Source organism: Gelidibacter salicanalis, from assembly GCF_007997285.1.
GTDB lineage: Bacteria > Bacteroidota > Bacteroidia > Flavobacteriales > Flavobacteriaceae > Gelidibacter > Gelidibacter salicanalis.
Window position 1 is genome coordinate 113,376 of the sequence record NZ_VORX01000002.1, and the last position, 15,136, is coordinate 128,511.

The window sequence follows — 15,136 nt, forward strand, 5'->3', positions numbered from 1 at the left end:
ACATATTACCTATCCATTCTATAATTACAACCTTAATTTTGTTTTAGCACTGATACACAGTGTGATATGAATTGTAAAATTAGGCGTTATGAAAACCAAATATGTCATCAAATCATTAGTCATTTTGTTGTTAGTATATCAATCTGCGCAAGCTCATGTCAAAAAAAAGTTGAGCTCCTATTAGATCAGATACCCACAGTACAAAAAACTGGAGCGGAAACCTCTCAAACTTCGGATTCCATTTATGTGGATGCAACTCGTAAAATGGACAACAATGCATCTTCTAACCGAAGTTATGATAAAGGAAAAAGCGGCACGGCTGCGGACGCTCTAAAACCGTCTAGTGTAAAACAAGAATTTGGAGTATATAGCAAGTTCACATTTATTCCGGGAAATAAGCTGATATTTTATGACGATTTTGAGAAGGATGCCATTGGCGATTTTCCCGCACATTGGGAAACTGGAGGCTCGGGGGAGGTTGTAAAAATTAGTGGCTCTGAAAATAAATGGCTGTCCATCGTAAGACGGTCTGGCTATTTACCGAGTATGGAACAAACGCTTCCTGAAAATTACACGATAGAGTTTGATTTGATTACCAATGGCTACACTAAAGATAGTAAAAGCAGTAAGCTCGCATTTCTATTCATTAGCAAAAAATCTTACGCCGGAGGCAGTGGCGGGACCTTAGCGGACGTGGAACTCTTATTATCCCGCAACGGTTTTAATGTGAGAAATGTTTCAAATTTTGGTGGTGAAGTTGCGGTGAGAGTGGCGAATAGTATCGATAGAGAATTTCCAGAATATTTAAATAACACGGTACATATATCTATGGCGGTTAATAAGAAGCGATTGCGGATGTGGGTAAATCAAGAAAAGTTGGTGGATTCTCCCAATTTGATTCAGGCCAACATTGGCAAATATTTTATTGTTGAAGCAATGGATGTTTTACCTGAGCAAGGACATTTTGTGGGAATTTCCAATTTTAGGATCGCTGAGTCTACTAACGATTTACGCTCGCAACTTTTAAAGGACGGAAAGTTTAGCACCACAGGCATTTATTTTGATACGGCGGCCGCTAAGGTTAAAAGACAATCCTACGGTTTACTGTCAGATATCGCTACTATACTTCGCGACAATTCTGAGGTCAGCTTAAAAATCGTGGGGCATACGGACAATCAGGGAGATGAAGCCTACAATCAAACCCTTTCAGAACAAAGAGCAGCAGCCATGAGAGATATCCTGGTCAACGAATTCGGAATTGCGGAAGTACGCTTGCAGTTCACTGGGAAAGGTGAATCTGACCCGCTAGCAGATAATGCTACTGAAAATGGAAAGGCAAATAATAGAAGGGTGGAATTTGTCAAAATTTAAAGTACAAAAATAAGAAATTTTAAAAACTAGAAATTATGAAAGCTAAATATGTATACACCACAATCGTCGTTTTTTTGTTAATGTTTCAATCTGCAGAAGCTCAATTTCTGAAAAAACTCAAGAAGCGAGTAGAACAAAAAGTCGAAAATGCGGTCATTGAGAAAACGGCCAATAAAGCTGCAGAAAAAGCAACAAAATCAATGGATAAGGTTTTTGAAGGCAATCCTTTGGGCGGTCTTGGCGGTGGAAAGAAGGGAGATCCATCGTTGGTTGCAGATACCTATGATTTTACATGGAAATATTCTCTAAAAATGAGTACCAAAGATGGAGAAATCGTTTTTGATTATTTTCTGAAACCTGGGGCAAGTTATTTCGGATTCACTTCAGCAATGATGACAGATATATTTACCGTGATGGATAATACAAAGAAAATTACTGCTATGTATATGAAGTCTGACAACAATAATAATATAGGCATGGTAACCCAAATGCCTGACGTTATTGATTTGGAGGATGTCAAGGATATATCGGCGGAATTCTCTTATGAATCCCTGCCTGATAAAACCGTCAACGGATTCCATTGTAAAGGCGTAAAAGCGACAAGTTCTGAATATGAAATGGTCATGTATTTTACGAATGAGGCAGAGGTGAGTTTTGACGATATCTACAGAAATAGTAATGCTAAAATTCCTATACAGCTCAAAGATTATTTTGATCCCAATGACAAGGTGCTCATGATATCCATGGATATGACTGACCTGAAAAGCAAAAAGAACAGTGCTACTATGGAGTGTATTGGATTGGAAGAAGTGAAATTCAGCATCCATAAGTCAGACTATAAATTTATGTAACAAAAGTCATCCTCTTTGCAATTTCTGAGGCCCTGTGATTGTAGCTAAATGATAAACTTCCTTAGCTCGAAATTTTGTAAAAAATCAAAATCATGAAACACCATATAAAAATTCTGATGTTTTTAGTTATCGTGTCTTGTCAAGAAAATAAAACTGTGATTCCTGAATCCATTGCATCTCATAAAGCTGCCGTTGCGTCCAATAAGTCGACTATAAATACTTCCGATAGCGAGGCTTCTGAAACAAAGTTAACTAAAGAGCAGTTCATAGATTTTTTTCCGAACCAAATTGATGATTATAAATTGATAGATGTATCCGTGTCCCTGGCCAGTGCGATGTATGTAATAGATAACAATTATAACGCTAGTATGACCTATAGTTTATAAGATGGGAATAGAAAAGGTTCGGCTAGAATCAGAAACTTTCACGATTCTTACAAGATTAAAGATTATGGTCCAAAAGGCACGGCGTATATTTATGAGGAACGTGACGGTTATAAAACCATTGCTTTTATGCAGCCTAAAATTAAACGTAATAACATTGGGTTTGTATATAACAACCGGTTTAGAATTGACATAGAAGGTGCCGCCAATGTAGCAACCTTATGGAAGTATGCAAAATCAGGAAATTTAGAACAGTTAGAAATTTATAAATAAAACGATAAGATTAAATTGATTGAAGACGACACTTCATAGGGTAATAACCAAATAAGATATCATGTTTACCAGCTTAACACAAATTCAAATTTCGGGGATATTGGCTTTGCTGGTGGCAACCCCCTTTTTGATAAAGTCTGTGCGCAATTTATACTTCACAACAATTTCCAAACAATGGCCAAAAATCAGTGGCACGATTAAAGAAGTGTCGGATTTTGGGGTCAAACACAGGTTGTTGTATGAATATACGGTAAATAGAGCTACTTATAAAAGTACAAACATCTGCTATACAAATACCAATTCGCCAAAGCACAAAAATGCTAGGGAATTTGAAAAGAGATATACTTTAAATCAAATTGTAGATGTTTTTTATAATCCCAATAAACCAAATCAAGCGGTTTTAGAGCCAGGAAGAAAAGATGATCTTGTTTTTGCTATTTTAATGTTGAGTGTACTATTTGTGGGAGGTTGGGTAGCTGTATTTCAGTAATTCTTTAATGAATGGAGCGATAGAACTTTCAAGCCGTAGGTACTATATAAAATGGACTAAACACGATTCTCGATTTACAACACAACAAACTAAAAGCATGTTTTATGAAAAATCTTCTGTTTTTATCAATTTGAATTGTGCTTTTTTCTTGCAAAGGAAATGGACAATCGACTGAAATTGGCCTAAAAAATAACGCAATTGAGGCTGATAGTAATGTTCCGTTTAGCGGAGATTACAATGATTTATTGACACTGGAATTGGCATCTCAAATTACCAGTTTCGATCCTGAACAAGCACAAAAGATGCACACCATGAAAGGCATGCTTGGTGAAATGCTACGATATTATTGGGAGAATGGCAGAGAAAGACATAGGGAAGCCTCTACGCCAAACAGGAAAAATACTAAAATGACAGCGACTGATCTTGTTCAGATAAAGTGGGTGGATGATGAAGCGGATATGGAATCTTTCTTAAATTTTATAGATCTCAAAGCGCATCCAGAATTAGTGGAAGTTAACGGCGTGGGTGACAACGCGTATTGGAATTCCAAAAAGCAGCTTCTAGAGGTGTATTATCATGGCGTTTCATTCACATTACAGGTCGATATGTCTAATGATGAAGCCGTGAATAAAGAAAAAACAATTGCATTGGCAAAACTAATGATAAGTGAAAAATTGTAGTGCTGTGTAGCATTCGTAAACAGATTATAAGGTATGACCTTCTCCCTTGGTGGATATTATCTCATAAAATCTAATATCAATCGCTATAACAACTGTCAAGTCATTAAGCATTCTAAATGAGCAAACTAAGTTTCTAAAATAAAAAATCATGAAAAATTTAATAAACCTAACGCTTGCAATATTGCTTTTAGCCTCTTGCAAGGACTCTCCAGAATCCTCATCCTCTAAAAATGCTAGAATAGTGGAAGGGGTTATGAACGAAGTCACCGGTAAGAATGATCATATTAATGAGACCTATGATGTATTGTTGGTGGATTTAAGGGCTAAAACACCATTAACTGAAAAACAATTACTAGAGGCATTTCCGAAAACAAATAAAAAAGCTAAGTATTGGTACGAATGGCGATGATAGCGATGGACCTAAAATTATTGGAAGGCAACTTGTGGCTGGAACTTTTGGGGATGGGACTGTAAGGAAGGAGGTTTTAGATGCTGCAGACGAAAAAGCCACCGGCGCGATAATTCCACTAAAAATGTTGCATCTCAATACGATAAAGTCAGAAATGAACAATACTATTCGCTATTCTAAAAAAGAGCGCAAAGGCATATTAACCTTTGGGACAGATCGCGATGCTGATACTAAAGCCGATTATCAAGCTGAACTTAGGTTTCTTTACGACAATCGTTTCTATGTCACCTTAGAAGGGAAAGCGATGGATGTGGAGCAACTGTGGAACTCCATAAATAGTAATGATTTGAATGGTTTTAAAGCATATAATACATAATAACTAAAAAAAAAAAGATTCACTAATCCTTAAAAAACAGAGAACCTATGAAAAATATACTTATACTTTTGACCTTATTTTCGATTCAAATGAGTATGGCACAGCCTCTTGTTAAAGTTGAAAATCACACCTTGAATGCTATGGATTTGGTCCTATTCTCTTTTGGCATGGATCAGCCTATTTCCATAGGTACCATTTCTAATACAGGCGAACTGCATTTTAATTTTCCAAAAGATTATAACTTTTTAACTGATGAGGTGACGGCAAATTATATGAATGATGCGGCTTATACCTTATTTTCTAAATGTGATAATTTTTATGACATGCTCTCTGAAGATGAAAATATAAAATCTGCTGTTGGAGGCTATATATCTTTAAGTTCAAAAGATAATCCATATGAGGGTCTGTTATTTATGGTTACAGATGAAAATATGGTGCCTTGGCTTGAGTCTGACGGTGCTATTGACGCGATTCTCGGATCCTATTTTGAATTGGTGTATGTGGAATCTGAGTTTAATTATCAGGGAGATTGTTCCGCTACAGTCACCTATACGGACGATGATCCCCTAGTGACCACATACAGTTATAATTTGCATTTAAATCCTGGCTTTAATTTTATTGAATATAAAATTGAAAGTGTCGAGGAGCAAAACATTCCAAGCATGTATGAAGAAAATAAAATTGATAAAATTAAGAAGCCTACTAAAATAGCTGTGTCTTCATCTCAGTCTTCTGCGCCTAATGCAAAGTGGATTGGCAAGTACTTTTATAATTAGATGCTTATGAAACCGTATAATCAAATTCTCGTCCTGTTGATGCTCATCCTAGGACACGCCACTATCGGTCAAACTCCGGAGCAACAAAAAATGATAGACAAAGCAACCAGAATGCGCGATAGTCTGATGGAATGTATCAATCTTGATGAGGTGATGCAGCAAGCTGAAGCTCAACAAAAAAGAATGGAGATGGATATAATTAAGACTGATAAAAGTAAGAATGCCAATGTTGTCACTGCAAAAAACAACGTGATATCTAGCACCAACAATAAAAAATTGGCCAACTGGAACCTTGGAGTTGCAGACCTCGTATTCAATCATGGCTACGATGTTAGAAAAGATAAAGTCAATTTTGTTAAGGTTGGACTTATAGAAGCCGATGGTACAATTGTGCTGAATCCGTCGGAAAGGGTGCCAGATTTAAAACCTTTAAATAACTTTAAAAACAGCAATATATTTTATGATATCCATAACCCGGATGTGTATCAGTATACCAATGGAGAGACCGGGTTTAAACTCAATTCATATCTGTTAGTGTACCAAGATGACCAAAAAATAGGAATGCTGACGATAGGAAATTCCGAGAAAGTAACCTTGAATTTAATAACTCCTGGGAACTTGTATTTTGGTGACGAAGGGTATATGATGTCATGGGTTTATGTGGAAAAAGACTGTGCCATAAAAGCTAGTGAAGACTGGAAAGGCGATTTAAGCAATACCAGTATACCATTAATTGTAGCAACCAATGTGAACTATGACTTAAATTTTAAAGCAGGTTGGAATTTGGTTAAAACGGAAGTTATCGGAACCTATCATTTTCCAGAGGCACCAGAAGAGGATCGGTCCCGTTATAAAAAACACAGACATACTAGTGTTGCTGCTATTCCCAAGGATGCCACGTATTTCTTTAGATCTTCGTCCTATTAATATTGATGCATTTAAGAACTACCTTAGTTCCATAAATTTATTAATTTTAAGCACGTTCAACCATTTAGTTTGAACTTATCCACATATGAACATTGAACAACTCCGTCACTATTGCCTGAACAAAAAAGCGGTCACCGAAGATTTTCCTTTTGATGCGGATACCCTGGTGTTTAAAGTGATGGGAAAGATGTACGCTTTAATCGGGTTGCGAAAATGGGAAGCAGGTGACAAATCCATTAATCTAAAATGTGATCCGGAGTATGCTGACGAATTGCGGGCAGCCTATGCCGCCATTCAACCTGGTTACCACATGAGCAAAAAACATTGGAACACCATCAACTTAACTTCAGATGAAGTCTCTCCAAAATTACTTTTCCAACTCATCGATCATTCTTACGATATGGTAGTTAAAGGGATGCCTAAAAAGTTGCAGGATTCTCTCCATTAAAAGAGTATGTTTGTAACAAATATTTTTTTCAACAATCAACAATCAACAATCAACAATCAACAATCAACAATCCCATGAGCGTTCTTCAAATGCTTCAAGATAGAAGCAACAATACTTGCGAACTGTGTGGTTCCAAAGAAAATTTATCACAATATACCATTCCACCATCATTGAATGAAAATGTAGCCAATGATGTTTTGGTTTGTAAAACCTGTCTCGACCAAATAGAAGGTACTGTTGACATGGACACTAACCATTGGCGTTGTTTAAATGACAGTATGTGGAATGAAAATGTGGCTGTGCAAATAATGGCTTGGCGCATGTTGCAGAGGATGCGTGCCGAAGGGTGGCCAAAAGATTTGGTAGACATGATGTATCTTGATGAGGAAGCATTAGCCTTAGCTCGGGCAACCGGTGAGCATGAAGATGAAGCTAACAAAATTATCCATCGTGATGTGAATGGTGTGGTTTTAGAGCATGGAGATTCTGTAGTCCTCATCAAAGATTTAAAAGTAAAAGGATCCAGCATGGTAGCAAAACAAGGTACAGCAGTGCGTAATATCCGTTTGGATCATGAAAATGCGGAATATATTGAAGGCCGAGTAGATGGACAAAACATTGTTATCATTACGAAATATGTAAAGAAGTCATAACACTTCAACCAATACTTACAAAGAAGCCGTTTCAAAACTAATTGAAACGGCTTTTTTTATGTTTTTCTATCGGACAGCTGTCCGAGAATAGTTCTCAAATATTCAACTCTCAGATAGGTTGTATACGTATTGAGACACATTCTTTTTTTTTTTTTTTTTCTTCTTCAATAAACCTGTAATTATCAACTAATTGAAGGTTTTTTTTTGTACATTTAACTCTCTCCACAACATGCCTATGCCTTTAAAATAAAGGCTCTTAACGATTGTCCTAAATCTTGGTTTTAAAATTTGTAATTAATTTAAATTAACCAAAATTCAATTATTATGAAAACAATTAATAGATTTTTCGTGGTTTTGGCAATAGCGCTATTACTCAGCAACACTTCAACTATTGCTCAAGAACAAACAAGGCCTGAATTTGTAACCATAACGACCATGCATTGGAATATGGACAATAAGGATTTTAAAATGGAGGATTGGAAAGCTGTAGAAAAGGAATTCTTAGATAAAATCACCATGAAGAATGAATATATAGCTGCTTCTTCTTTCTATTTACATCGCATGACGCCTGATAACACGGAGGTTGTATACGTTCAGTCCTATCCTTCTTGGGAGGCTATAGGTGAGGCAGCTAAAAGAAACGCCGAACTTGCTAAGACCGCTTGGCCAGATGAAAACGCTAGGAAAGCATTTTTTAAGAAAAGAGATGCCTATTATTCGCCAATGCATTCTGATGAAATTTATGCAACCATGCCCAACGCTAAAACAATGACCGCAAAACCAACCAAAGATATGATATGCTATGTAAGAAAAGGACATTTTGCATATGGTGAAGGTGCCGACGAGGAATTTGATGCCACTTCAAAAGAGTATTTTGATAATGTGACCAATAAAAATGAATTTGTCAAAGCCTATTATCCAATGGCGCATGCATGGGGTTCAGACCGTACAGAGTTCCTTGAGGCTTTTTTTTTCGATTCTATGGCTGATTTAGAGAGCATGTTCGATAGGGATACGGAATTATTTGAAGCCCATTGGAAGGATGAAGCTTCCCGAAAAAGTATGGGAGAAAAAGGGGCCAAATATTTTGATAATAGACATGGTGATTATATATACACCTATGTAGCAGGGCTTGCTAAATAAAATAAGAGCTTTCAAAACTTACAGACTTACTTTAATTAGTAAGTCTTTTTTTGTTTTTAAATTCTTCCGGACTTTATTACGTGACGGCTTTTAATTACCTGTTAAAGTTAGAGATATCATTGAAACTGGGCGCTTCAGCAATTGTAGAATCATTAGCTACTAACAAAAATCTGCTAGCATGTTCAAGTCGCAATTTATTTTGATTGAATTTTTTCCTGATGTTGCCTTCCATAAAATGCCCGTTTGGTTTTGGAATTTCAATTGGAAGGACTTTTACAACTCAGAAATAAGCAAATATTATTCGTTATGGTATCAAGTAAAGGTGAATATGATACTATAATATCAGTTTTGGATAAATCTCTATTGAATTTTTTAACCTCCGCCCTCTAAATTTACAGTATATAAAATTATAACTTATGAGCATTCAATGGAAGGGCATTATGCCAGCAGTCACAACCAAGTTCACTGATAACGATGAACTGGACTTAAAAAATTTCGAAATCAACATCAAAGCACAGTTGGATGCAGGTGTTCATGGTATTGTTCTGGGAGGAACTTTAGGTGAGGCGAGTACACTATCCGATCAAGAAAAACGAAAATTGACTACCGCCACGGTGGACATCGTTAAAGGCAAAGTTCCTGTGTTAATTAATATCGGAGAACAAACCACTACAAACGCCATTCTAGCTGCACAAAAAGCAGAGGAAGATGGCGCAAAAGGGTTGATGGTCTTGCCACCAATGCGTTATAAATCGGGAGATAGGGAGACTGTAGAGTACTTTAAAGCCATCGCCAATAATACGTCCTTACCTATTATGATTTACAATAATCCGGTAGACTATAAAATTGAAGTGACTTTGGATATGTTTGAAGAACTGCTAAAATGTGATAATATTGAAGCGGTGAAAGAGTCTACCCGGAATATTACCAATGTGACACGAATCAAAAATCGTTTTGGCGACCGACTTAAAATAATGACTGGTGTGGATACAATAGCCCTGGAAAGTTTGATTATGGGAGCCGATGGTTGGGTAGCTGGTTTGGTTTGCGCTTTTCCAGCAGAAACTGTAGCGATATACGAACTTCAAAAGGCAGGTAAAATTAAAGAAGCCATTGAAATTTTTCGTTGGTTCATGCCTTTATTGGAGTTGGATATTATCCCTACATTAGTACAAAACATAAAATTAGCGGAAGTATATACAAATTTAGGCACTGAAAATGTTCGGGCGCCACGCTTGCCATTAGAGGGTGATGAACGCCAACACGTGATAAAGACCATTGAAGACGCCTTAAAAAACAGACCTACTCTTCCAGATTATAAAAACTTATAGGATGCCTTATATAAAAGAGACGATAATAACACCACACATAAATATGGCATCGTAATAAGGGACATCAGGAATTAGGGCCAAAAAAAATAAGTATGATTACAGGAAAAAACTATATCGGAACGCAACACTCGGCCAAAGGCCATAAAACATATAAAACCTTCAATCCGCAGTTGAATCTCGAAAATGAATGGGATTTTTCAGAAGCTACATCAGAGGAAATTGACGCCGCTGTTGCCTTGGCTTCAGAAGCATTTGAAACCTATAAAACCATTTCAGGAGTTAAAAAGGCAGAATTCTTGAACAGCATTGCTGATGAAATATTAGCCTTGGGCGAAACGCTCATAGAAACCTATTGTGCCGAATCTGGTTTGCCATCAGGGAGAGCTATCGGTGAGCGTGGCAGAACGATGGGGCAGTTAAAATCATTTGCAACAGCATTGACTGAAGGGTCTTGGGTAGAAGCGACTATTGACACTGCGCAACCAGAACGTGAGCCTATGCCAAAATCGGACCTTAGAAAAATGCTAATTCCAATCGGCCCGGTGGTCGTGTTTGGAGCGAGCAACTTTCCACTGGCATTTTCAACTGCAGGCGGAGATACGGCCTCAGCATTAGCGTCCGGTTGTCCGGTCATCGTGAAATCACATCCTATGCATTCGGGCACAGGAGAGTTGGTAGCTTCCGCTATTTTAAAAGCTGCAGAAAAAACAGGCATGCCAAACGGTGTGTTCTCTAACCTTAATAGTAGTGGAATTGCCGTTGGAAAACAGCTGGTGCAACATCCAAACGTTAAAGCCGTTGGATTTACGGGCAGTTTTAAAGGGGGAAAATCATTATTTGATTTGGCAGCGCAACGCGAGGAACCTATTCCGGTATTTGCTGAAATGGGGACTGTCAACCCAGTAGTATTGCTTCCAGAAGCCTTAAAAACTAAAGGCGACTCTTTAGCTAAAACCTATGCGGGGTCTATAACTGTTGGGACAGGTCAATTTTGTACCAATCCCGGACTATTATTGGGAATTAAAAGTGACGCGCTATCAACTTTTATAGAGCAGCTCTCTGATGAAATTCTAAAAATTGAACCTTCATGTATGTTGCATCCCAACATCTATGACGCTTATAACAAAAATAAGAACTCAGCTATTTCTCAAAAAGGAATTAATGTTTCAGCCGATTATTCAACGGACACCCTTCCAAATTATGCCAAACAAACCGTAACTACTGTTGACGGCGCTACGTTTTTGAAGAATAGCACCTTACATCAAGAAGTATTTGGACCCTATTCCATTGTGGTGCAATGCGACAACATCAACCAATTAGAAGAAGTCATATTAAATTTGGAAGGTCAACTTACAGGAACCATCATGGCTAATACTACGGAGATTTCAAAGTATTCCAACATTACTTCAGCTTTGCAAAATAGAGTAGGGCGTATCATTTTCAACGGTGTACCCACTGGCGTTGAGGTCTGTCCGTCTATGATGCATGGTGGTCCGTTTCCCGCCTCTACGGACAGCAGATTTACTGCCATCGGCGTACATGCCATAAAACGTTGGGTAAGGCCTTTTAGTTATCAAGATTGGCCAAAACAGTTGCTGCCAGATGCCTTAAAGGATGATAATCCGTTGGGTATTATTCGTAATATTGATGGAATTCAAACTAAAAATAAATTATGAAAATATTAAAACCTTTGTTCATTGTAATGCTGTCACTTTTCGTAATGCCTTTTGGCCATTCTCAGAATGCGTCTAGCACCTTAGAAGAGTTGATTAAAACCTACGAACAGCACGAAGGATACGATAGGAAGCAGTTTCCTCTGGGTTTATATACCGAAGATTATTTTAAAGCAGAAGCAGATTTCGCCCAGCAAAATTTAACGAAATTATCTAAAATTGACACGTCACAATTGCCGGAAACCCAACGCATTTCTGCGGAACTGTTAGCGTTTGTCTTACAAGATCAAATTGATTATTACAAGTTTGAACACTTTTTAAATCCTTTACTTTCGGATTCCGGATTTCATAGTAGCTTAAATTATGGTGTGCGTCCGTTATCAAATTATGATCAAGTTAAATCCTATCTTAATAGTCTGAATTCCATTCCGGAGTTTGTCAATCAAAATTTAAAAAACATACGCTTAGGATTGCAAAAGGGCGTATCCCAACCTTTGGTGATTTTTAAAGGCTACGAATCTACCTATGATGAACATATTGTAGCAGATTATAAAGAGAGTTTTTTCTACTCACCCTTCAGAAATTTACCAAATGATTTAAGTCCAACCCAAAAGGATTCTGTATTAAAAGTGGCGCAGCTTGCAATAAAAACAAATGTAACCCCGCAATTTAAACGCATTAAAACGTTTTTTGAAACCGAATACTTTCCAAAAACAAGAACAACTCTAGGGGTATCTGAAACGCCAAACGGTAAAGAATTCTATCAAAATAGAATTAATTATTATACGACGAGTACCCAATACACGGCGGACGCCATTCATCAAATTGGCTTAAAGGAAGTGGCGCGTATTATATCAGAAATGGAGCAAATCATCAAGGAGCTCGATTTTAAAGGAAGCTTCGCCGATTTTTTCCAATTCCTCAGAACTGACAAACAATTTTATGCTGAAACTCCTGAGCAATTGCTTATGATTGCTCGCGATATGTCTAAACGTGCTGATGCGCAGTTACCACGGTTTTTCAAAACATTGCCGCGTAAACCTTATGGTGTTGCGCCAGTGCCAGATGCCATTGCACCAAAATATACGGGTGGCCGTTATATCGGAACGTCTAAAGAAAGTACGGAGCCTGGCTATTATTGGGTAAACACCTATGATCTGCCGAGCCGAACCTTATATACCTTACCTTCATTAACCGTGCATGAGGCCGTGCCAGGGCATCATTTACAAATGAGTTTAAACAACGAGTTGGGCGATAGTATTCCGCAGTTTAGAAAAGATTTATACCTGTCCGCTTATGGAGAAGGTTGGGGCTTATATTCTGAATTTTTAGCTGATGAAATGGGAATGTACACCACGCCGTATGAACAATTTGGAAAGTTGACTTACGAAATGTGGCGCGCTTGCAGATTGGTGGTGGATACTGGAATTCACGCCAAAGGCTGGACACGTGAGCAGGTTGTGGACTATATGTCTGCTAACACCGCCTTATCATTACATGAAATCAATACAGAAACCGATCGCTATATCTCTTGGCCAGGACAAGCGTTGTCTTATAAAATTGGCGAATTAAAAATAAGGGAATTACGCAAAAGAGCTGAGAAGGAGCTAGGTTCCAAGTTTGATATTAGAGATTTCCATGAAATTATATTAGAGCAAGGCACGGTCACTTTGTCGATAATGGAGGAGCGTGTTGATAATTACATTCGCAAAGTAAAAAAGCAAATCTGATCACTTCTCAACCTATTTTCCGATAAACTGGTTGAGAAAAAACAAAGGTGTTCGCATGGCAAATAAAATCATACCCTACCGATCAGATTTAAGAGAGCGTTCAAGATTTTTACGCAACAATGCGACACAGTCGGAGATTTTGCTTTGGAAGAAAATTAAGAATAAGGCTTACAGTGTACAGTTTCATAGACAAGTGCCAATGTTAGATTATATTGTTGATTTTATTGTCATGAAATTGGGTTAGCTATTGAAATAGATGGTGGAAGCCATGATCATAAATTTTTATATGATGCAAAAAGGCAAGGTCGATTGGAAGATGTAGGGGTGAGGTTTGTTAGGTTTTCCGATAAAGAAGTAAAACAAGATATGATGAATGTTTTACTTGCTTTAGAATGTGAAATTAAGCAATTATTAGGGTAAGTAACACCCACCTAAATCCTCCCTCAAGGGAGGACTTTTGAGTCGTTATATTACAGAAATATGTTCAAACTTCATTATAAAGAAGGGTTAGTTAGTAATTGAGTATGTATTTATATTATAAAATTTAATAAGAAGTCACAATCAATTCCCTCCTTGAGGAGGGCTAGGGAGGTGTAAGACACATTTTATGAAACACAAATTCATCTGCATTGACGCACACACTTGCGGAAACCCAGTAAGAGTTATTAAAGAAGGTGGCCCAGCACTCATCGGCAACACGATGAGTGAAAAGCGGCAACACTTTTTGAAAGAGTATGATTGGATACGAAAAGGTTTAATGTTTGAACCACGAGGTCATGACATGATGAGTGGTTCAATATTGTTTCCACCACACGATCCTGAAAATGATTTTGCCATTTTATTTATCGAAACCTCGGGATGCTTACCAATGTGTGGGCATGGCACTATTGGCACTATCACTATTGCTATAGAAGAAGGCTTAGTGCAACCCAAAACGCCAGGTAAAATTAAAATGGAAGCGCCTGCAGGATTAGTGGAAATTGAATACCAACAAACTGGAGCTAAGGTAGATTGGGTTAAATTGACCAATATAAAAAGTTATTTGGCTGCTGAAAATCTCACGGTCGAGTGCCCAGAATTAGGGATAATTACTTTTGATGTGGCCTATGGCGGAAATTTTTACGCCATAGTTGACCAGCAAGAAAATTTTTCTGGTGTTCAGGATTTTTCTGCGTCAAAACTTATCCAATATTCTCAAGTGGTAAGGCAGCGTATCAATGAAAAATATCCGAATCAATTTATTCATCCGGAAAATGATACAATACGGGATGTAACGCATATGCTCTGGACAGGAACACCTATTGATCCTAATTCGTCAGGTAGAAATGCGGTGTTTTATGGGGATAAAGCCATAGATAGAAGCCCATGTGGTACTGGAACATCGGCGCGTTTGGCACAATTATTTGCAAAAGGAAAGCTCGGTGTAGGTGAAGATTATATTCACGAAAGTTTCATTGGAAGTAAGTTCATAGGCCGTGTAGAAAAGGAAACGAAATTAGGTGGTAACTTGGCCATTATTCCGAGCATTAAAGGATGGGCTAAAATTTATGGACATAATACAATAACAATAGATTCTGAAGACGATCCATACGCTTTCGGATTTCAAGTGATTTAAAAATATG

17 protein-coding genes and 1 pseudogene are annotated in these 15,136 nt (G+C 37.6%); all 18 read left to right on the forward strand.

Annotated features, from left to right (window positions below; translation table 11 throughout):
* The first annotated feature begins 66 nt into the window (after positions 1-66).
* The 18 genes and pseudogenes from ES711_RS03745 (at position 67) to ES711_RS03825 (ending at position 15,129) form a co-directional block, all read left to right on the forward strand.
* Entirely contained in the window at positions 67-1,371 is a 1,305-nt protein-coding gene (locus tag ES711_RS03745; protein ID WP_146890209.1) for an OmpA family protein, read from the forward strand.
* 35 nt (positions 1,372-1,406) lie between these two features.
* Positions 1,407-2,222: a DUF4412 domain-containing protein gene (locus ES711_RS03750; protein ID WP_146890212.1), complete on the forward strand. Its 816-nt coding sequence runs from the start codon at positions 1,407-1,409 to the stop codon at positions 2,220-2,222.
* Between the two features lie 92 nt (positions 2,223-2,314).
* Positions 2,315-2,608 (forward strand): hypothetical protein, encoded by a 294-nt coding sequence (locus tag ES711_RS03755; RefSeq protein ID WP_146890215.1) that lies wholly within the window; start codon positions 2,315-2,317, stop codon positions 2,606-2,608.
* 126 nt (positions 2,609-2,734) lie between these two features.
* Complete coding sequence (locus ES711_RS16245) at positions 2,735-2,878, forward strand: hypothetical protein (protein ID WP_170245233.1); 144 nt, start codon at positions 2,735-2,737, stop codon at positions 2,876-2,878.
* 61 nt (positions 2,879-2,939) lie between these two features.
* A complete protein-coding gene (locus ES711_RS03760) occupies positions 2,940-3,368 on the forward strand; it encodes a DUF3592 domain-containing protein (RefSeq protein WP_146890217.1) in 429 nt (142 codons plus the stop codon).
* A gap of 137 nt (positions 3,369-3,505) precedes the next feature.
* Positions 3,506-4,048 carry a hypothetical protein gene (locus ES711_RS03765; RefSeq protein ID WP_146890220.1) on the forward strand — a complete coding sequence of 181 codons (543 nt, stop codon included), beginning with the start codon at positions 3,506-3,508 and terminating at the stop codon, positions 4,046-4,048.
* Positions 4,049-4,196: 148 nt separating this feature from the next.
* Complete coding sequence (locus tag ES711_RS03770) at positions 4,197-4,457, forward strand: hypothetical protein (protein ID WP_146890223.1); 261 nt, start codon at positions 4,197-4,199, stop codon at positions 4,455-4,457.
* A 34-nt stretch (positions 4,458-4,491) separates the two neighbouring features.
* Positions 4,492-4,833, forward strand: coding sequence for a hypothetical protein (locus tag ES711_RS03775; RefSeq protein WP_146890224.1), 342 nt, complete (start codon positions 4,492-4,494; stop codon positions 4,831-4,833).
* A gap of 47 nt (positions 4,834-4,880) precedes the next feature.
* A complete protein-coding gene (locus ES711_RS03780; protein WP_146890227.1) occupies positions 4,881-5,609 on the forward strand; it encodes a hypothetical protein in 729 nt (242 codons plus the stop codon).
* Positions 5,610-5,615: 6 nt separating this feature from the next.
* Positions 5,616-6,536 (forward strand): hypothetical protein, encoded by a 921-nt coding sequence (locus tag ES711_RS03785; protein WP_146890230.1) that lies wholly within the window; start codon positions 5,616-5,618, stop codon positions 6,534-6,536.
* 85 nt (positions 6,537-6,621) lie between these two features.
* The gene (locus ES711_RS03790) at positions 6,622-6,984 is read left to right on the forward strand and encodes an MmcQ/YjbR family DNA-binding protein (RefSeq protein WP_146890233.1); all 363 of its coding nucleotides are present in this window, start codon (positions 6,622-6,624) and stop codon (positions 6,982-6,984) included.
* A 74-nt stretch (positions 6,985-7,058) separates the two neighbouring features.
* The gene (locus tag ES711_RS03795) at positions 7,059-7,637 is read left to right on the forward strand and encodes a PhnA domain-containing protein (RefSeq protein ID WP_146890236.1); all 579 of its coding nucleotides are present in this window, start codon (positions 7,059-7,061) and stop codon (positions 7,635-7,637) included.
* A gap of 324 nt (positions 7,638-7,961) precedes the next feature.
* Entirely contained in the window at positions 7,962-8,780 is an 819-nt protein-coding gene (locus tag ES711_RS03800) for a hypothetical protein (RefSeq protein WP_146890238.1), read from the forward strand.
* 416 nt (positions 8,781-9,196) lie between these two features.
* Positions 9,197-10,111: a dihydrodipicolinate synthase family protein gene (locus ES711_RS03805; protein ID WP_146890241.1), complete on the forward strand. Its 915-nt coding sequence runs from the start codon at positions 9,197-9,199 to the stop codon at positions 10,109-10,111.
* A 92-nt stretch (positions 10,112-10,203) separates the two neighbouring features.
* Positions 10,204-11,787 (forward strand): aldehyde dehydrogenase (NADP(+)), encoded by a 1,584-nt coding sequence (locus ES711_RS03810; protein ID WP_146890244.1) that lies wholly within the window; start codon positions 10,204-10,206, stop codon positions 11,785-11,787.
* On the forward strand, positions 11,784-13,514 hold the full coding sequence (locus ES711_RS03815) for a DUF885 domain-containing protein (RefSeq protein ID WP_146890246.1): 1,731 nt from the start codon (positions 11,784-11,786) through the stop codon (positions 13,512-13,514). The genes ES711_RS03810 and ES711_RS03815 overlap by 4 nt, the downstream gene beginning before the upstream one ends.
* Before the next feature lie 55 nt (positions 13,515-13,569).
* Positions 13,570-13,934: pseudogene (locus ES711_RS03820) on the forward strand (endonuclease domain-containing protein).
* 187 nt (positions 13,935-14,121) lie between these two features.
* Positions 14,122-15,129, forward strand: a complete 1,008-nt coding sequence (locus tag ES711_RS03825; RefSeq protein WP_146890249.1) for a 4-hydroxyproline epimerase — start codon at positions 14,122-14,124, stop codon at positions 15,127-15,129.
* Positions 15,130-15,136: the final 7 nt, after the last annotated feature.